The 17,357-nt window shown below is 70.9% G+C and carries 17 protein-coding genes and 1 pseudogene; 13 read left to right on the top strand and 5 right to left on the bottom strand.

What is annotated here, in order from left to right; translation table 11 throughout:
• The first annotated feature begins 218 nt into the window (after positions 1–218).
• On the top strand, positions 219–788 hold the full coding sequence (locus C1N81_RS09825) for a cysteine hydrolase family protein (protein WP_394428370.1): 570 nt from the start codon (positions 219–221) through the stop codon (positions 786–788).
• A 103-nt stretch (positions 789–891) separates the two neighbouring features.
• A complete protein-coding gene (locus C1N81_RS09820; RefSeq protein ID WP_394437837.1) occupies positions 892–1,149 on the top strand; it encodes a WhiB family transcriptional regulator in 258 nt (85 codons plus the stop codon).
• Positions 1,150–1,179: 30 nt separating this feature from the next.
• On the opposite strand, the gene C1N81_RS09815 is transcribed toward C1N81_RS09820, so the two are convergent.
• A complete protein-coding gene (locus tag C1N81_RS09815) occupies positions 1,180–2,007 on the bottom strand; it encodes an alpha/beta fold hydrolase (RefSeq protein ID WP_394428369.1) in 828 nt (275 codons plus the stop codon).
• Positions 2,008–2,167: 160 nt separating this feature from the next.
• On the opposite strand from C1N81_RS09815, the gene C1N81_RS09810 reads away from it, so the two are divergent.
• The gene (locus tag C1N81_RS09810) at positions 2,168–2,446 is read left to right on the top strand and encodes a hypothetical protein (protein WP_394428368.1); all 279 of its coding nucleotides are present in this window, start codon (positions 2,168–2,170) and stop codon (positions 2,444–2,446) included.
• Positions 2,447–2,472: 26 nt separating this feature from the next.
• A complete protein-coding gene (locus C1N81_RS09805) occupies positions 2,473–2,874 on the top strand; it encodes a VOC family protein (RefSeq protein ID WP_394428367.1) in 402 nt (133 codons plus the stop codon).
• 52 nt (positions 2,875–2,926) lie between these two features.
• Here C1N81_RS09805 and C1N81_RS09800 read toward each other — a convergent pair whose 3' ends face one another.
• From C1N81_RS09800 to C1N81_RS09785, 4 genes and pseudogenes are all read right to left on the bottom strand, one after another.
• Positions 2,927–4,648, bottom strand: coding sequence for a PP2C family protein-serine/threonine phosphatase (locus C1N81_RS09800; RefSeq protein WP_394428366.1), 1,722 nt, complete (start codon positions 4,646–4,648; stop codon positions 2,927–2,929).
• 275 nt (positions 4,649–4,923) lie between these two features.
• A pseudogene (locus C1N81_RS09795) lies at positions 4,924–5,494 on the bottom strand (MarR family winged helix-turn-helix transcriptional regulator).
• 96 nt (positions 5,495–5,590) lie between these two features.
• Positions 5,591–6,865, bottom strand: a complete 1,275-nt coding sequence (locus tag C1N81_RS09790; RefSeq protein WP_394428365.1) for a cytochrome P450 — start codon at positions 6,863–6,865, stop codon at positions 5,591–5,593.
• 40 nt (positions 6,866–6,905) lie between these two features.
• Entirely contained in the window at positions 6,906–8,261 is a 1,356-nt protein-coding gene (locus C1N81_RS09785; RefSeq protein WP_394428364.1) for a glutamine synthetase family protein, read from the bottom strand.
• A 200-nt stretch (positions 8,262–8,461) separates the two neighbouring features.
• On the opposite strand from C1N81_RS09785, the gene C1N81_RS09780 reads away from it, so the two are divergent.
• The 9 genes from C1N81_RS09780 (at position 8,462) to C1N81_RS09740 (ending at position 17,306) form a co-directional block, all read left to right on the top strand.
• Positions 8,462–9,925, top strand: a complete 1,464-nt coding sequence (locus C1N81_RS09780; RefSeq protein WP_394428363.1) for an APC family permease — start codon at positions 8,462–8,464, stop codon at positions 9,923–9,925.
• A gap of 38 nt (positions 9,926–9,963) precedes the next feature.
• The gene (locus tag C1N81_RS09775; RefSeq protein WP_394428362.1) at positions 9,964–10,704 is read left to right on the top strand and encodes a gamma-glutamyl-gamma-aminobutyrate hydrolase family protein; all 741 of its coding nucleotides are present in this window, start codon (positions 9,964–9,966) and stop codon (positions 10,702–10,704) included.
• Between the two features lie 41 nt (positions 10,705–10,745).
• The gene (locus C1N81_RS09770) at positions 10,746–11,354 is read left to right on the top strand and encodes a cysteine hydrolase family protein (protein WP_394428361.1); all 609 of its coding nucleotides are present in this window, start codon (positions 10,746–10,748) and stop codon (positions 11,352–11,354) included.
• 529 nt (positions 11,355–11,883) lie between these two features.
• The gene (locus C1N81_RS09765; RefSeq protein ID WP_394428360.1) at positions 11,884–13,332 is read left to right on the top strand and encodes a pyridoxal phosphate-dependent decarboxylase family protein; all 1,449 of its coding nucleotides are present in this window, start codon (positions 11,884–11,886) and stop codon (positions 13,330–13,332) included.
• Entirely contained in the window at positions 13,329–14,882 is a 1,554-nt protein-coding gene (locus C1N81_RS09760; protein ID WP_394428359.1) for a phenylacetate--CoA ligase family protein, read from the top strand. The genes C1N81_RS09765 and C1N81_RS09760 overlap by 4 nt, the downstream gene beginning before the upstream one ends.
• A gap of 56 nt (positions 14,883–14,938) precedes the next feature.
• Complete coding sequence (locus tag C1N81_RS09755; protein WP_394428358.1) at positions 14,939–15,373, top strand: hypothetical protein; 435 nt, start codon at positions 14,939–14,941, stop codon at positions 15,371–15,373.
• A gap of 64 nt (positions 15,374–15,437) precedes the next feature.
• Positions 15,438–16,280 (top strand): hypothetical protein, encoded by an 843-nt coding sequence (locus C1N81_RS09750; protein WP_394428357.1) that lies wholly within the window; start codon positions 15,438–15,440, stop codon positions 16,278–16,280.
• Positions 16,281–16,294: 14 nt separating this feature from the next.
• A complete protein-coding gene (locus C1N81_RS09745) occupies positions 16,295–16,726 on the top strand; it encodes a hypothetical protein (protein ID WP_394428356.1) in 432 nt (143 codons plus the stop codon).
• Positions 16,727–16,739: 13 nt separating this feature from the next.
• Entirely contained in the window at positions 16,740–17,306 is a 567-nt protein-coding gene (locus C1N81_RS09740) for a hypothetical protein (RefSeq protein WP_394428355.1), read from the top strand.
• Positions 17,307–17,357 lie beyond the last annotated feature (51 nt).

Genomic DNA, 17,357 nt, shown 5'->3' with positions numbered 1-17,357 from the left:
ACGCGTTCCCACACATTTCAGCGGCACTCACCCTTTTCCGCGCCTTCTCCATCGTGACCTGCGCCGATGGGCGACGCATGTGCTGCGCGGCGCCGTGCATCCCCCGGGCGGCACGGGGGTACCCGGGGCGACCGTCGGCACAGGGGGCCGTGTGGCGCAGGTGTCACATGTGTGTCCAGCCTGGTAGAGCCGCTGCGCAACGAAAGAAGGTACGTGTGATGTCCGGAGAAGCCACGGAACGGCGGACGTGCGCCCTGATCGTCATCGACATGATCAACACGTACGACCATCCGGACGCGGACGCGCTCCTGCCCTCGGCGCGCAAGATCGTGCCGGTGGTGGCCGACCTGATCCACTCGGCGCGCGAGAAGGACGTGCCCGTGATCTACGTCAACGACAACTTCGGGCAGTGGCGCTCCCACCAGGGCGCCCTCGTCGACGCGGCGCTCGCCGGGCCGCACGCGGAGCTGGTCGAGCCGCTCCGGCCGGACGACGAGGCCTTGTTCGTCCTGAAGGCGCGGCACTCGATCTTCTACGAGACGCCGCTGACGTATCTGCTGTGGGAGCTGGGTGTGCGCGAGGTCGTCCTGACCGGCCAGGTCACCGAGCAATGTGTGCTGTACTCGGCGCTCGACGCCCACATCCGGCACCTGGACGTCACCGTGGTCTCCGACGCCGTCGCCCACATCCACCCGCAACTGGCCGACTCCGCGCTGGAGATGATGCGCAGGAACATGGGCGCCCGGATCGTCACCGGCGACGAGGTCGCCTTCCCCGACCAGGGTTGAGGGGACCGGCCGCCGATTGCCTGGGCTGGAGCGGTTGTTGTCGCTGAGGTTGTGGGTACCCGCGCTGCTTCCGACACCCATGAGGAGGCGCGAGATGGACGAGATGGCGTGGCTGAACAGGGCGGCGTGCGTCTGGGAGGACCCGGAGCTGTTCTTCCCCGTCGGCGGCAGCGGCCCCGCGCTGCAGGACGAGCACGACGCGAAGGAGATCTGCCACCGGTGCCCGGTGATGTCCGAGTGCCTGGAGTGGGCCCTGGACACGAAGCAGACGACCGGGGTCTGGGGCGGCACGTCCGAGACCGAACGCGCCGCCCTGCTGAAGGCGCGCCGCAGGAACCGGCAGAAGGCGCACGCCGGTTGAGAGCCGGTCCTAGGGGCGGGCGCGGCTCGTTCAGGACCCGAGGAACTCGATGAGGTCCTTGTTGAACTTCTCCTTGTCGCCGGGCACGAGCGCGATGCCGTGGGAGCCGCCCTCGTAGACCTTGAGCTGCGCGCCGGGCACCAGCTCGGCGGTCTTGCGACCGGTGGCGTCGAGGGGGACGACCTGGTCGTCGTCGCCGTGCACCACCAGGAGCGGGATGTCGAACTTCCGCAGGTCGTCGTGGAAGTCGGTGTACGCGAAGGCGTCCACGCAGGCGACGCCGCCCTCGATGGTCTCGGCCATCGCCATGTACCAGAAGGCGTCCTTGTTGCCTTCGGTGACCTTGTTGTCCGGCCGGTTCGCGGAGAAGAAGCCGACGGCGGTGTCCTTCCAGAACTGTGAGCGCTCGTTCAGGATGCCGGCCTTGAGGTCGTCGAAGACGCTCGCGGGGACGCCCTCCGGGTTGTCCGGGCCCTGGACCATGAGCGGCGGGATCGCCGACAGCAGCACCGCCGACCTGATCCGGGACGTGCCGTGGCGCCCGATGTAGCGGGCGAGTTCGCCGCCGCCCATGGAGTGTGCCACCAGGGTGACGTCCCGCAGGTCGAGGCCGGTGAGGAGGTCGTTCAGGTCGTCGGCGAAGGTGTCGAAGTCGTAGCCGTCGAACACCGGGGTGGAGCGTCCGTGGCCCCGGCGGTCGTGCGCGATGCCGCGGAACCCCGCGTCGGCGACCGCCTTCAGCTGGTCCTGCCAGGCGTCTCCGTTGAGCGGCCAGCCGTGGATGAACACGACCGGACGGCCGCTTCCCCAGTCCTTGTAGAAGATCTCGACACCGTCACGGGTGTTGCAGATGGGCACGATGTTCTCCTCGCCGGTCGGCGGGTGGTGGGGGACAGCACGCCGCATCTCGCACAGCTGTACGGGCGGCGCGCACGCACCTCATTGAACCGGCTCGCCGCATACGCCGCATGTCGGACGTGCGCGGCCGTCCGGCGCCCGGCCGGTGATGATGGATCACATGGATGTGACCTACGAAGAAGAGCTGCCGCCCGCCCTCGCGCGGGCCGAGGGCGCCCTTGACAGCCTGCTGGCGCGCTACGACGAGCGGATCGGCCGGCACCGGGACGCAGCGGCCCCCGACGCGGAGCGCCTCGCGCAACTGGTCGCCGAGCGGGAGGAGCTCCTCACCGACAAGGACCTCCTGCGCGGCCTGAGCGAGGAACAGCTGGTGCAGGTGACCGCCATCTACGAGACCCGCAACGACTCCCTCGACTCCCCGCAGCCCGACGCCCGGTGAGGGCCCCGGCCCCGTAGGCTCCCCGCATGTTGCGACTCGGATATCCCGTCATCGGCGTCACGGACCTGCCCCGCGCGCTGGCCTTCTGGACGCGGGCGCTGCCCGTGGTCGACACCGGGGAGTGGGCGAGCGACACCTGGCGGACCCTCCACCACGCCGACGGTTCCGGACGCGCCCTGGCCCTCATGGTCAGCGCGTCGCCCGCCGAACCCCGCCCCCGGCTCCACCTGGACCTGTTCACGGACTCGGCCGAGGAGCAGCGGGCGGAGGTCGAGCGGCTCGTGGGGCTCGGCGCCCGGACCGTCGACTGGGAGTACCCGCCCGACCCCGACTTCGTCGTCCTCGCCGACCCCGACGGCAACGTGTTCTGCGTCGTCGACCTGAGCAGCGCGCCCAGCGGCAGCGGCAGCGGAGGCCCGGCCGCCTGACGCGGGAGACGGCAGAGACCAGGGCGGGGTGAGGGGTCAGCCCGTCAGCCCGTCAGCCCGTGTCGATCCGGCGCAGCGCGAGCAGCGTCGCGTCGTCCGTGCGGTGCGGCCCGTCGAGCCGGGTGACGAGCCGCTCCGCGAAGTCCTGCAGCGCGGCGTGGCCGGCCGGCGGCGCCGCCTCGGCCAGGCACTCCTCCGCGGCGTCGAGCAGCCGCCGGGTGTCCAGATCGGGGTCGGAGTCCCGGCGCTCGGTCAGCCCGTCCGAGTACATCAGCACGATGTCGCCGACCCGCAGGGTGGCGGTCGCGGCGGTGTACTCCGTGTCGCACAGGACGCCGAGCGTGAGCCCCGGGCCGCCGTCGGGGTCCGGCAGCTGTTCGGCGCGGCCGTCCCGCAGCAGGACGGGGCGCGGATGCCCGGCGCAGGTCCAGCGCAGCAGGGTGCGCTCGGGGTGGTAGCGGGCGATGATCGCGGTGGCGGTGGACTCGGTGCCGTCGGCGCAGGCCACCTCGTTGAGCCAGTGCGTGAGGCGCTCCACGGGCTGTTCGGTGTAGGCGAGCCCGGCGAGCGCGTAGCGGAGTTTGGCCATGAGCGTGGCCGCCTCGAGGCCGTGCCCGCGCGCGTCGCCGAGGGCGATCAGCGGATGCCCGTCGGGTGTCTTGCGGGCCTTGTACCAGTCGCCGCCGACCCGGGCCTCGCGCGCGTCGGGCCGGTACACCGCCGCCGCGTCGAGCCCGAACGCGGCGAGTTCGTCCTGGAAGTGCGGCAGGACGACGTCGCGCAGGACGTCGGCGACCTCCGTGACGGCCTCCACGCGTTCGAGCTGGCGGTGGGCCTCGCGCGCGGCGCTCTCCGCGCTCTCCCGCCGCCGCCGTTCGGCGGTGACGTCGATGAGGACCGCCCGCACCGCCCACACCAGGCTGCCGGGAGCGATCCGCACCGGCTCGGCGACCATCCGGAACACCCGCGCCCCCGACCCGGCGAACCGCAGCTCGCACTCGGTCTTGCGCTTGCGCAGGATGACGTCGTACAGCGTCTGGTAGAGCCGGGGCAGGCTGTCCGGGGTGACGAGTCCCGCCAGGTCGTAGAGGGTCGGCACGGAGGCGCAGCCGGTGAGCCCGAGCACGTCGCGGAAGCCGAGGGACGGTTCGACGTGCAGGTCCCCGAGGTTCCACTCCGCCCAGCAGGTCAGCACCAGTTCCTGGGCCGCCTCGGCCATCCGCGGGCGGTGCCCGCGCTCCCAGGTGAGCAGCAGATGGTCGCCGCACGGGGCGACCCGCACCTCGTCGTTGATCCGTACCGGGCCCGCGGCCGTGCTGACCAGCCACTCCACCGTCTCGGGCCCCTGCGGCGCGCGGTCGCGGCGGGCGCGGGCCAGCATCGCGGGAACCGCCGTGTCCGCGAGCGCCGGAAAGTGCTCGAACAGGGAGAGCGGGCCCGCCCAGCGCGGCAGCCGCGCGTCCGGCAGCCGGCTCGCCCCGTAGGCGCGGGAGGCGGCGTTCTGCCCGAGGTAGAAGACGTCACGGATCTCGCCGTCGGGGCCGACGACGGGCGCGACGAGCAGTGCGGGCAGCGGGAACGCGTCGAGCACCTCCTGCCCGGACGGGGTGGAGGGGTCCGCCGGCGGGGCCGGGGCGCTGTCGCACGCGCGCGCGAAGGGCCGCTGCAGTTCGGTGTAGGCCTGGATGCGCCGCCGCTGGGAGTCGAGCAGCGCGTGGATCGCCCGCAGCTCCAGGCGTGCGCGCGCGTCGCGTCTGGTGGAGGCTGCGTCCATGGGCGTCATGCCTTCTGTCCGGGCGGGGTCTGCGGTGACGCGGGGGCCGGGTCTTCGTCGACGTACGGGCGGGGGCGGTGTCGAACACGATCGGCGCGGCAGGCGCGCGGGGCCAGTCGGCCTCCGCCATGTGGCGGTGTCCTGTTCCGGTGCCGCACCGTCCCGCCGCCCTGCTCCTCGCACACCGTCCCGCCGCCCTGCTCCTCGCACACCGTCCCGCCGCCTTGCTCCTCGCACCGCTCGTGTGCGCGGGCCCCGCGCGCGGACCGCTGGGTTCAGCCCCGGGCCCTGCGGCCGCTGCGGCGGGGGGGGGGCGGCGCCGTTGAGCAGGGTCCGGCGCCGGTCCTCGCCCTCCTCCTCGACCTGCTGCACGACGCGCCGCAGGCCGTCGGCGAGGCCGCGGCACTCGGCGTCGCTCAGCCGGGAGGTGACGAAGGCCTCCTCCTCGTTGAACGCGGGGAACACCTCGCGCATGAACTCCTCGCCCTCATCGGTGAGGCCGAGCAGCACGAGCCGCCCGTCGCTCGGATGCCCGGTGCGGCGCAGCAGCCCGCGTGATTCGAGGGTGCGGGAGACGCCGGTCAGGGTCCCCTTGGAGATGCCGGCCTCCTCGGCGACGTGCCGGGTCTCGGACTCGCCCCACACCCAGACGACCCACAGGACCACGAAGCCGGTCCAGGTCAGGTCCGAGCCGCGCAGCACGGAGTTCTCCAGGTGCTGGCGGACGGCGGACGCGGCGCGGTAGATGTTGGCCACGGCCGCCATCTGCTCCCGCCGGACGGGGATGCCGCCGAGTTTGGCCTCGGCGAGCCGCTCCGCCTGGCTGATGGACCGCTGGCTGGGCACGGGCGCTCCTGTCGCGAGTCGGTTCGTTGAGCACCGCATCATACGGGGGCGTCCCCGCGCGGCCCGCCCCCGTCACGGGCCGCGCATCCAGGGCGGTCAGGTGGGCGTCACCGTCACGGGCAGCTCTTTGACTCCATTGACGAAGTTGGAGCGGACCCGGCGGACCGGACCGCTGAGGCGCACGTCGGCGAGGCGCGGGATCAGCTCCTCGAACATGATGCGGATCTCGGTACGGGCCAGGAGGTTGCCCAGGCACAGGTGCGGGCTGGTCTTGCCGAAGGTGACGTGATCGTTCGGGGTGCGCCGCACGTCGAACGCGTAGGGGTCCGGGAACACGTCCTCGTCGCGGTTGCCGGAGGCGTACCACATGACGACCTTGTCGCCCTCCTTGATGCGCCGGCCCCCGAGTTCGGTGTCGCGGGTCGCGGTGCGGCGGAAGTGGTAGACGGGGGAGGCCCAGCGCAGGAACTCCTCGACGGCGGCCGGGATCAGCGCGGGGTCGCGGCGCAGCAGGTCGAGCTGGTCGGGGTGTTCGGTGAGGGCCAGCATGGAGTGGCTGATGGCGTGGCGCGTCGTCTCGTTGCCCGCGACGACCAGGAGCAGGAAGTAGTTGTCGAAGTCCTGCGCGGAGAGCGGCACACCGTCGCGCGGGGTCTGGTTGACGAGCCGGGAGACCAGGTCGTCGCCGTCCTTGCCGTGGCGCTCCCGGGCCAGTTCACGCCCGTACGCGAAGACCTCGGTGGCGGCGGGGGAGCGGAAGGGCAGGTCGCGGTAGCGCTCGCTGTCCGGGTCGGAGAGGAGGACGTCGGCGTAGTCGGGGTCGGTGTTGCCGATGAGCCGGTTGCCCCAGTCGATGAGCTGCCGGTTGTCCTCGGGCGGTACGTCGAGGAGCCGGGCGAGGACGTTGATGGGGAAGTCGGCGGCGACATGGGTGACGAAGTCGAAGTCCTTCAGGGGGAGCGCCGCGTCCAGGGTGCGGGCGGTCAGGCCACGCAGGAAGTCGGTGTAGCGGCTGATGACGCTGTGCCCGAACTGCCGTTGCAGCAGGGCGCGCAGGGCGCGGTGGCGGACGCCGTCGAGCTCCAGGATGGAGGCGCGCTTGGCGATCTGGTCGTCGTCGACCTCTTCGAGGTTGACGAACCGTGTCGAGGTGAAGGTCTCCGGGTCCCGGTCGACGGCGACGATGTCGGCGTGCCGGGTCACCGCCCAGAAGCCGGAGTTGGGCGCCTCCTCGGGCTGCCAGTGCACCGGGTCCTCGTGGCGCAGGGTGTGGAACATGCGCCAGGGCGCGCTGCCGTCGGTGAAGCGGTCGAGGTCGGTGAGGTCGACCGCGTCGAGAGGCAGCGGCTCGACCTGGGCGGGTGCCGTCATCGAGGGCTCTCCTTGGGTCCGCGGAACGTGCACATGGGGATCACAGGTGGTCGGCGTACTCGGCGAACTCCCAGTCCGTGACGTGCTGCTGGAAGCGGGCCACCTCGTCGCGCTTGTAGGTGAGGTAGGCGGCGGTGAAGTCCTTGCCGAGGAGGTGGGTGAGGCCGGTGTCCGCCTCCAGGGCGTCGAGCGCGGCGGGCAGGCTCATCGGAAGCAGCGCCGCCCGCGCGGTGTCGTACCCGTAGCCCTCCAGGGGCGCGGGCGGTTCGGCCGCGTCGACGACGCCGAGCAGGGCGGCCGCGCACGCGCCCGCGATCAGCAGGTACGGGTTGGCGGAGGCGTCCCCGAGCCGGAGTTCGAGGCGGGCGCCCGCGCCGCGCTCGGGCGGCACGCGGACCATGGCGCTGCGGTTGTCGAGCCCCCAGTCGATCAGCCAGGGCGCGAGGGTGTCGGGCCCGAACCGCTTGTAGGAGTTGACGGTGGGGTTGAGCAGGGCGGCCAGCGCCGGGGCGTGCGCGAGCAGCCCGGCGACGGCGTGGCGCGCGGTGTCCGAGAGGCCGTACGCGTCCGCCGGGCCGTCGAAGGTGTTGCCGCCGTCGCCGCCGGCGGACGACAGGTGGAGGTGGAAACCGGAACCGCCCGCGTCGTTGAAGGGCTTGGCCATGAAGGTGGCGAGCCTGCCCTCCTTGCGGGCGAGTTCCTTGACGGCGGACTTGAGACGGAACGCCCGGTCGGCGGCGTCGAGGGCCGCGGAGTGGCGCAGGTTGATCTCGAACTGCGCCCCGTCGAACTCGTGGTTCCCGGTGGTGACCCCGATGCCGAGATCGCGCAGCGGGCGCAGGACGCGCAGCAGGTGGTTGTCCGGGTCGGCGCGCAGCCCGGCCGTGTAGACGATGCCGGTGGCCGTGGAGTAGCGGCGCCAGCCGTCGGCGACTCCGGGCTCCGGCTCGCACAGGAAGTACTCCAGCTCGGGCCCGGCCACCGGGGCGAGGCCGTGCTCCGCGCAGCGCGCGAGGACCGTGCGCAGCAGGTCGCGCGGCGACTCGGCGGCGGGCGCCCCGGTCCGCGCGTCGGTGACGTCGCCCAGACAGGAGGCCACGCCCGGCTCCCAGGGCAGCGGGGCGAGGGTTTCGAGGTCGGGCCGGACGACCATGTCGGGCAGGCCCGCGTCGAGGCCGCCGGCGACCGGGACCACGTCGCCGCGCGGGGTGGTGTGGTAGACGGCGCGGCAGAACGCGAGCCCGTGCGCGCAGGCCGTCGGCAGATGGTCGAGCAGCACGTCGCGGGCGCGGTCGGTGCCGAGCAGGTCGGGGTAGACGACCCGGACCACGTCGATGCCCGCCTCCTGGAGCCGCTCGGTGTGCCGGCGGAGCTGAGTGGGGTCGTGTGCGCTCACCGCTGCCTCCTCGGACACCACTTGTTTGATGCCAAACGGTAGCTCGACCGTAGGAACTCCGCGGGCTCCCGGCAAGCCCTTCTGCCCAACTCCGCGCGGAACGACGGGGATTGACCCCATCGGACGGCTCACCTATGTTGTTTGGCACCAAACGAACTTCCGGTCGTGTCCGGTGCCCCACCGACCACCGAGGAGCCGGGATGTCGGCCCAGACCCCGCAACGCCCCGTCACCGAGCGCCGTCTGCGGCGCGACGCCCTCGGTGTCGTCGGCGTCCTCTTCCTCGTCCTGTCCGCGCAGGCCCCGCTGACCGGCATCGCGGGCGCCGTCCCGCTCTCCGTCGCGCTCGGCAACGGGCCGGGCGTCCCGGCCGCCTACGTCGCCGCGGGCGCCGTCGTCCTGCTCTTCTCCGTCGGCTTCGTCGCGATGAGCCGCTACGTGGTCGACCCCGGCGCGTTCTACACGTACATCGGCACCGGGCTCGGCCGGGCCGCGGGCACGGGCAGTGCCGCCGTCGCGCTCTTCGCGTACTGCACGATCCAGGCGGCGATGTACGGGCTGTACGGAGCGACCGTCTCCCACCTCCTCGACACGCACACCGGCCTGGACCGGCCGTGGTGGGTGTGGGCCCTGCTCACCATGGCGGTGGTGCAGCTGCTCGGGGTCGCGGGGATCGACATGGGCGCGCGCGTCCTCGCCGTGTTCGTGGTCGCCGAGACCAGCATCCTGCTGGCGTTCGCCCTCGTCACCCTGGTGCGGGGCGGCGGCCCCGAAGGGCTCGGCATCACCGAGAGCTTCTCGCCGTCCGCCGCACTCGACGGCGCGCCCGGGGTGGCCATGATGTTCGCCGTCGCCTCCATGTTCGGCTTCGAGGCCACCGCAATCTACGGCGAGGAGGCCCGCGAACCGGCCCGGACCGTGCCCCGCGCCACCTATCTCTCCATCACGCTGATCACCGGATTCTTCGCCCTCACCTCCTGGATGGTGATCTCCGCCCACGGCGCCTCGCACGCCGCCGGAGCCGCGGCCGGCGCCCTGGAGAGCGGTGACGCGTCGGCGTTCGTCTTCAAGCCCATCGAGGACCTCTTCGGCTCCTGGGCGGGCGACCTGCTGCCCGTCCTGCTCGCCACCTCCCTCTTCGCCGGCATCCTCGCCTTCCACAACTCCGCCAACCGCTACCTGTTCGCCCTGGGCCGCGAGCGCCGCCTCCCGCACGCGCTGAGCGGCCTCAACCGGCGCGGCGCGCCCTGGGTCGCGGGCGTCGTCCAGACGGCCGTCGCGGTGCTCCTCGTCGTCCCCTTCGCCCTGGCGCACAAGGACCCGGTCGTGACGCTGTTCTCCTGGTTCAGCGGCGTCGCCGTCCTCGCGATCATGCTCCTGTACTTCCTGACGTCCGTCTCCGTCGTCGTCTTCTTCCGCCGCGCCCGCCTGGACCGGCGCCCGTGGCACACCGCCGTCGCGCCCGCCCTCGGGGCCCTCGGCATCGCCGGGGCGATCTGGCTCGTCCTGGCCAACCTCACCACCCTCATCGGCGGCGACCGCACCACCGCCACCTGGCTCGCCCTGGCCGTCCCCGCGGTCTGGCTCCTGGGCGCCGCCGCCCACCTCCTGCGCCCGGGCCCGCCCGGGCCCGCGCGCTCCGCCCACCCGGAGGACCGCCCGTGACCTGACACCCCCTGCACCGAACTCCCCGAGGAATGCCCGTGACCCGTCCCGTCCCCCCTGCCCGTCCCCTCATCGCCATCCCCGCCCGCTTCGCCGTCTCCACGTCCGCGCTGCGGTACGCCGCCGAGGTCGTCGGGCGCGCACTGGTCGAAGCCGTCTGGCGGGCGGGCGGCGAGCCCGTGACGCTCCATCCGCACGCCCCGAACGGCAGCTGCGACCCCGCGCTCGTCGCCGACCGTTTGACGCGCTTCGACGGTGTCCTGCTGCCGGGCGGCGGCGAACTGGCGGCGGGCCGCTACGGGGACGCCAGGACGCATGGCACCACCTACGACGCCGACGCCGAGCAGGACGGATTCGACCTGGCCCTGGCCCACCACGTGCTCCGCACCGAACTGCCACTTCTGGCCATCTGCCGCGGTCTCCAGGCCGTCAACGTGGCGCTCGGCGGTACGTTGCAGGAGCACCTCGCGGGCTGGCGCCGCGAGCACCACAACCTCGTCCACCAGATCTCCGTCGAACCCGCGACGCTCCTCGAACTGAGCATGGGGGCCCAGGTGGTGACCGCCTCCTGCCTGCACCACCGCCGGGTGGACCGGGTGGGCGCGGGCCTCAAGGTCAGCGCGCAGGCGGCCGACGGCACCCGCGAGGCGCTCGAACTCCCGCACCGCCGCGCCTGGTTCGCCGGTGTGCAGTGGCACCCGGAGCACACCGCCGTGCACGACCCGGCGCAGCAGGCGCTGTTCGAGGCGTTCGTGCGGGCGACGGGGGCGCCCCGATGAGATCAACCACCAGCACCGAAGGACAGAAAGGAACCGGCACCATGAAACGTGCCCTGTTGGTCATCGACGTCCAGAACGAGTACGTGACGGGCGGCATGCCGATCGCCTTCCCCGCGCTCCAGGAGAGCCTCGGCAACATCGCCGTGGCCATGGACACCGCCGCCGCGGAGGGCGTCCCCGTCGTGGTCGTGCAGCACGCGGCCCCGGCGGGTTCGCCGATGTTCGCGCGTGGCTCGCACGGGTTCGCCCTGCACGACGTGGTGGCGTCCCGGCCGCACGACCACCTCGTGGAGAAGACGCTGCCGTCGTCCTTCGCCGGCACCGACCTCGACGCGTGGCTGCGGCGCGAGGGCGTCGACACGCTCACCATCGTCGGCTACATGACGCAGACCTGCGACGAGTCGACCACCCGTGACGCCGTGCACCGCGGCTACCAGGTCGAGGTGCTCGCGGACGCCACCGGCACCCTGCCGCTGTCCAACCGGACGGGCACGCTGTCGGCCGCGCAGATCCACCACACCGTGCTCGTGGTCCTTCAGTCGTTCTTCGCGTTCGTCGCCTCGACCGCCGAATGGGTCGGCGCGGTCCGTACGAAGACACCGCTCGGCCGTCCGGACTTTGCGGCTGCGACAGATGCGGGACACGTTTAGGTCATGGGCTGACTTCTCATCAGCGCGCGGGCCCCGGCGAACTTCGCCGGGGCCCTTCCTTATGCAAGCGCTTGAATTTCGAAAAGTTGTCCGACGGGCCATTGTTCATGGCCGGAAAAGCGTGCAGGAATCTGTGAAGCGTGATCGCGCGGCGCGTCCCGCGCCGACCGCCCGTCCGGCGCCCCGTTGGCAGGAAACGTCCTCTTGCCGAGTCCGGCTTGCGCTCCACTGCGGTACGGCCGCCTGCGGGTTCCGCTGTCATATGCGGCGGAATCCGTAATTCGCCTTGCCTGAATACGGCACCTGATGCGGACGCGTTCATGACAGAACTACTCATCGGTTCTGCGAGGTGATCGGGCCAAATCAAGATAGTAGAAGGCGAATTGTATATTTCCGTGTCGCGGGGATCTACGGTGGTGCCGCTCACTGCTCCTAGGTCGACTGGTTTCGTTGCGCTCTGAACCATCAGGCGGACGGTAGGGAATGTGCGAGGGAGGCCCCTGTGGCGGAATCGTTGCACAGTGGATTGTTGATCGAGGCATTCGACGTACAACTGTTCCGGGAAAATGCCGAATCCGTTCTCGCCAAACTGGAGAAGCATCTGGCCGATCTCTCCATCCGCGGCCTCGAACTCGTCGAACCCGCCCAGCTGACCCGGGCGGCGAGGGCGCTGATGACCAAGGAGCGCGAGCGGCCCGCCGCGTTCGACGAGGCACGGCTCGCGGAGATCGTCGACCTCTACCTCAGGACCGGCATCCAGGTGCACTCGCCGGGCTACATGGGCCGCCAGTTCTCCGGCGTCGTCCCGCTCTCCGGGGTGATCGACTTCGTCGGCTCCGTCGTGAACCAGCCCTCGTCCTTCTACGAGGCGGCCCAGCTGCCCAACGTCGTCGAGCGGATCATGGCCGACGAGCTGAACAAGTTCATCGGCTATCCGCCCGGCACCTTCGCCATGCTGACCACCTCCGGCGGTTCCCTCGCCAACCTGACCGCCCTGCTCACCGCCCGGAACAGGGCTTTTCCCGGGATCTGGGGGCGGGGCAGCTCAGCGCTCGGGGATTCGGCGCGGCCCGCCGTCGCGGTCGGCGCCGACGTGCACTACAGCGTCGCGCGGGCCGCCGGCATCCTCGGCATCGGCGAGGACCGCGTCGTGCGGCTCCCGCTGGACGCCGAGCGCCGCATCGACGTCGCCCGGGTCCGCCCCGCCCTCGACGAGGCCGCCCGGCAGGGCCTGCACGTGTTCTGCCTGGTCGCGTCCGCGGGCACGACGCCGGTCGGCGCCTTCGACCCGCTCGACGAACTGGCCGCCGTCGCCCGGGAACGCGATCTGTGGCTCCACGTGGACGGCGCCCACGGCGCGAGCCTGCTCGTCTCGGACACCCTGCGCCACAAACTGCGCGGCATCGAACAGGCCGACTCCCTCGCCTGGGACGCGCACAAGATGATGTTCGTGCCCGCGCCGTGCACGCTGCTTTTCTACCGGGACCGGGAACGCAGCCGCGACGCATTCCGGCAGACCGCGAGCTACGTATTCGACGCCCAGCCGTCCGTGTACACCGAACTCGACAACGGCGACAAGAACTTCGAATGCACGAAGCGCCCCATGATCATGGGCCTGTGGGTGCTCTGGGCGATGTACGGCCCCGCCCTCTTCGCCGAGAAGATCGAATATCTCTGCCGGTTGACGAGGTACGTTCACGCCATCCTGGAGGAAGAGCCGGACTTCGAGACCGTGCACCGGCCCGAGGCGAATATCATCTGCTTCCGTTACCGGCCGGAATGGATCGGCGAGGACGAGGTGTCCGATTTCCAGGTACAGATAAGGGATCGGATCAAACACCGCGGGCAATTCTTCATCTCGAAAGTCGACGTGGACGGGGTGGCCGCCCTCCGCGTGGTCATGATGAACCATCAGATAACCACCGGGCACTTCCATATGTTGCTCGACGAGATACGAAAGGCAGGAAAGGCACAGTGACGGATTTGTATACGGCCACGACGCCCCCCGCCGACGTCCAAGCCATGGTCGACTGGCTCATCCCGGACGCGGAACTGGCGCCACAGAGCCCCGAAGCGGTGACGCTTCTTCCGCCCTTCGCCGAGAAGATGCGCGAATGCGAACGGCTCTGCGGGCTGCCGTACAGCGAGATCTCCCACCAGATCCAGGACGCCCTCGTGCTGCGCCGGCTGCAGCAGATGATCCACACGATCCGGCTCAACCCGCTCTGGCGCGCCCGCCTGGACGCCGCCGGGGTGATCAGGCCGCCCGAGGACTACAAGGAGTGGCAGCACATCCCCCTCTCCGACAAGGAGACCCAGCGCGACTTCTTCATGGGCGGCAGGGAAGGGCTCGTCGTCCCGCACGGCGGCGGCGGGTTCGAGGTCGTCGCCAGCGGCGGCACCACCACCGGCAAACCGCTGGAGGTCGTCTACTCGCTGCGCGAGCTGCGCGACACCTACGAGATCGCCGGCCGCTTCCTGGGCGCCTACCAGCTCGCGGGACACCTCGCGGGCGGCGACCCCAAGTGGCTCCTCACCACGCTCGCCGACTACCAGATGTGGAGCAGCGGCACCATGGTCGGCGGGGTGCTGCAGAGCGTGCCGGGCGTCAACTACATCGGCGCGGGGCCCGTCACCGCCCCCGTCCTCGAGCACCTCTTCTCCTACCGCGGCCCGAAGGCGCTCATGGGCATCTCGGCGGGCATCGCCATCCTCGCCGAGCTGGGCGCGGGCATGAGCCGGCAGGCCAGGGAGAGCTTCCGCGTCGCGCTGTACGGCAGCGGCGTCCTCGCCCAGCGCAACCGGGCCGAACTCAAGGCGCTCTACCCGAACCTGGCGATCCTCAGCTACTTCGCCGCCACCCAGGCCGAGACCATCGGACTCCAGCTGGACGAGGAGAGCCCCGCCCTGACCGCCGTACCGGGCCTGCACTTCATCGAGATCGTCGACGAGGCCGGGTACTGGGTGCCCGAGGGCGAGGAGGGCGAACTGGTCGTCACCCGGCTGCACGCCCACGAGGCGCCCCTGCTGCGGCTCAAGCTCGGCGACCGCATGATCCGCAGGCCGCGCCTGGACGGGCCGGCCGGGCCCAGGGCGCCGCAGTTCGAGTTCGCCGGCCGGACCGGGGACATCCTGCACCTCAACGACAGCCAGTACTCCGCGGTCCGCGCCTACGGCGCGCTGCGCGACGAGCTGAAGGAGGCCGGCGTCGTCGACCTGGACCAGTCGGCCCACGAGATCCAGTTCGCCAACCACCGCGAGAAGCGCACCCTCACCCTGTACGCGGCCGTCGACGACGTACTCGGCCTGACCTACCGCGTCGACTCCCTGCTCGGCGCGGAGGGGCTGCACAAGGTGCTCGTCACCGCACTGCCGCGCTCCCTGTCGCTGTTCAACGACGGCGAGGCCAACCCGGCCTCCATCGCGAAGACCGGCTACCGGCTCAAGGTCAGGTTCGTGCCCCGCCACTCGCCCGACATCGAGCGCACGGCGGTCGGCAAGGTGCCGCTGGTCCGCGACCACGCCTGAGAGGCCGTCACCCGAGAGTCCGTTCCCGCACCCCAGACACCCCGCAGGAGGAACGAGTGGCATACAAACCGCAGGTCAACATCATCGCCGTGGTCGACGTCATCGGCGCCCTCTCCGGAGGGACCCTGCTCAACGGCAAGCTCTGCATGATGGACAACAGCGACCACGACAGCACCGGCCAGGGCACGCCGTACCTGTGCACCGCCGTCCGCCCCGGCCAGGTCGTGCAGTGGACCGTCCTCGCCGTCGACCTGCAGACGCCGGTCGAGATCAAGAGCATCACCTTCCTCGGGCAGAACGGCGACGAGGCGGTGCCGGGCGAGCGCATGTCCGAGAGCGACGGCGACACGCTCGACCTGGCGCACTGGGCGGGCATGGTCCCGCCGTCCCTGTCGCCGGGCACGCCCCACAAGTACCGCCTGGAACTGCAGATGTACGAAGGCGCGCACAGCGTGCTCCACGTCGACTCACCGGCCCTCATGGGGGTGTGAGCGGGGGCGAGCGGCTCACGGGGGACCGGCCCACCGGCGACCAACCAGAACGACGAGGTGAAGCATGGCTCAACAGCTGGCGATCATCGTGCTCGTGGACATCGGAAATGCCCTGGAGACCAACACCTTGCAGGGCAACACATATCTCTTCGACAACATGAAGCTGCACGGCTCGGAAGGACAGGGCACCGGCGATCTCGTCACCGCCATCCACGGCGCCTACTGGCGCGACGGCTCCCAGGCCACCGAGCAGGTGCTCAACTGGCTGCCCTACAGCCTGGGGTCCATCCCGCCGACGGTGCCGCGCGGCTACGAGGCCGACCGCGCCCGGCAGAGCGACAGCGAGGCGCTCGCGGAACTGGACGACCTCACGGCCAAGCCCGGCGCGCTCAGCGCGGACCCGGCGGCCGACCTGCGCAAGATCCGGCAGACCGTGGGCACCCGGGTCAAGACGACCCGGCGCACCAGGGGCCGCCTCTCGGGCCAGAAGGTCCTCGACGTCACCGGTGAGGTCGTCTCCGACGCCACCGCGGGCGCCTACAGCTACCCCGGTCCGGTGATCACCGACATCTACGGCCAGGCCGTCGACGAGAAGATCATGTATCCGGCCGAGTACGGCTCTCCCGACCTGGTCACCGACGGCTGGTACTGGTCCGCCACCGTCGACTCCTCCCGGCCCGGCACGTACGCCTACTCGATGCGCATCCAGCTCCACAAGCTGGTGCAGCGGGGCGGCGAGACGCTCTGGGAGCCGGTGAACATGGTCTGCGAGTCCAAGCTCAAGGTCACCACCCAGCCCAAGGTCAACGGCTTCACGGGGGCGGGCCTCGGCCTGCTGCCCATCCCGCCGTCCGGCCGGGGGTCCGCGTTCACGCCGGGCTCCGGTCCGCAGGACACCACCGCCTAGCGAAGGAGCGGCAGATGACCACCAAAAAGAGGCTGGAGACCAGCGTCGGCAAGCGCCCCATCTCCATCACCGCGGTGGTGGACGCCGTGGGCGCCCTCGCCACCGGTTCCCTCCACGGCAACCTGTACTTCTACGACACCAACAAGGCCGGTGGCTCCACCGGGTTCGGCACCGAGGAGCTGCGCACCCGCGTCCGCGCCGGAGACCAGCTCCTGTGGGGCGTGCTCGCCCTGGAGTGCGAGGCGTACCTCGCCATCGACGGCATCATCGTCGACCCCGAGCTGATCGAGCCCGAGCGCAGGGTCTACCCGGGCACCGACGTCGCGTACTGGATCGGGACGGTGAAGAAGAACACCACGGGCGCGGTCCCGTACCAGGTCAAGTTCAAGGTCGGTTCCCGGGACGAGGCGCTCACCACCCCGCTGTCCCCGAGCCTCGTCGGCTAGCCCAGGAGGAGCCATGAGTACGAGCACAGCCCCGCGCACCAGCGGCAATCTCGAACAGAAGCAGAACCCGGGCCAGCTGAACTCGGTCCAGCTCAACATCGTCACCCTGATCGACATGGAACGGGCGGCGGCGACCGGTTCGCTCGAGGACTCCATGTGGATGGTGGACAACAGCATCGGCGGCGACGGCCAGGGCACCCATCATCTGCAGACGGTCTGCAAGCAGGGGCAGGTCCTGAACTGGATCATCCGCCCCGTCGACATGGAGAAGCGGCTCGACAACACCTGGCCGCCCATGCCGAAGATCAACAGCATCGTCTTCCTCGACACGGAGTCCGGGGACGAGGAGGACGTGGCCGAGCGCAAGATATTCACCGAGCTGAAGATCTACGGAGCACCGGACCGTATGCGCGACAAGTTCACCCCGGTGTACTACTACTGGGCCGGCACCATCCTGAGCACCGCCAGGCCCGGCATGTACCGCTACCGCCTGGTCCTGGAGCTGGAGCAGGAGAACACCCGCGAGAAGCTCTATCTGAACACCGTCCAGCACCCCTCGATCCGCGTCCTCGCGGTGTGAGGGGACGGCCGGGGCGGTGAGGAACGACCGGCGGGGCGGTGACGACCGAAG

The sequence above is a fragment of the Streptomyces sp. SGAir0957 genome (genome assembly GCF_043523415.1).
This window is presented reverse-complemented; position numbering and strand designations above follow the sequence as displayed.

What these genes read in the sequence shown, in the direction of transcription:
- C1N81_RS09810 (WP_394428368.1), top strand. Translation starts at nt 2,168, where the DNA reads ATGGATGTGACCTACGAAGAAGAGCTGCCGCCCGCCCTCGCGCGGGCC.
- C1N81_RS09825 (WP_394428370.1), top strand. Translation starts at nt 219, where the DNA reads ATGTCCGGAGAAGCCACGGAACGGCGGACGTGCGCCCTGATCGTCATC.
- C1N81_RS09800 (WP_394428366.1), bottom strand. Translation starts at nt 4,648, where the DNA reads ATGGACGCAGCCTCCACCAGACGCGACGCGCGCGCACGCCTGGAGCTG.
- C1N81_RS09790 (WP_394428365.1), bottom strand. Translation starts at nt 6,865, where the DNA reads ATGACGGCACCCGCCCAGGTCGAGCCGCTGCCTCTCGACGCGGTCGAC.
- C1N81_RS09740 (WP_394428355.1), top strand. Translation starts at nt 16,740, where the DNA reads ATGAGTACGAGCACAGCCCCGCGCACCAGCGGCAATCTCGAACAGAAG.
- C1N81_RS09750 (WP_394428357.1), top strand. Translation starts at nt 15,438, where the DNA reads ATGGCTCAACAGCTGGCGATCATCGTGCTCGTGGACATCGGAAATGCC.
- C1N81_RS09805 (WP_394428367.1), top strand. Translation starts at nt 2,473, where the DNA reads ATGTTGCGACTCGGATATCCCGTCATCGGCGTCACGGACCTGCCCCGC.
- C1N81_RS09780 (WP_394428363.1), top strand. Translation starts at nt 8,462, where the DNA reads ATGTCGGCCCAGACCCCGCAACGCCCCGTCACCGAGCGCCGTCTGCGG.
- C1N81_RS09770 (WP_394428361.1), top strand. Translation starts at nt 10,746, where the DNA reads ATGAAACGTGCCCTGTTGGTCATCGACGTCCAGAACGAGTACGTGACG.
- C1N81_RS09745 (WP_394428356.1), top strand. Translation starts at nt 16,295, where the DNA reads ATGACCACCAAAAAGAGGCTGGAGACCAGCGTCGGCAAGCGCCCCATC.
- C1N81_RS09820 (WP_394437837.1), top strand. Translation starts at nt 892, where the DNA reads ATGGCGTGGCTGAACAGGGCGGCGTGCGTCTGGGAGGACCCGGAGCTG.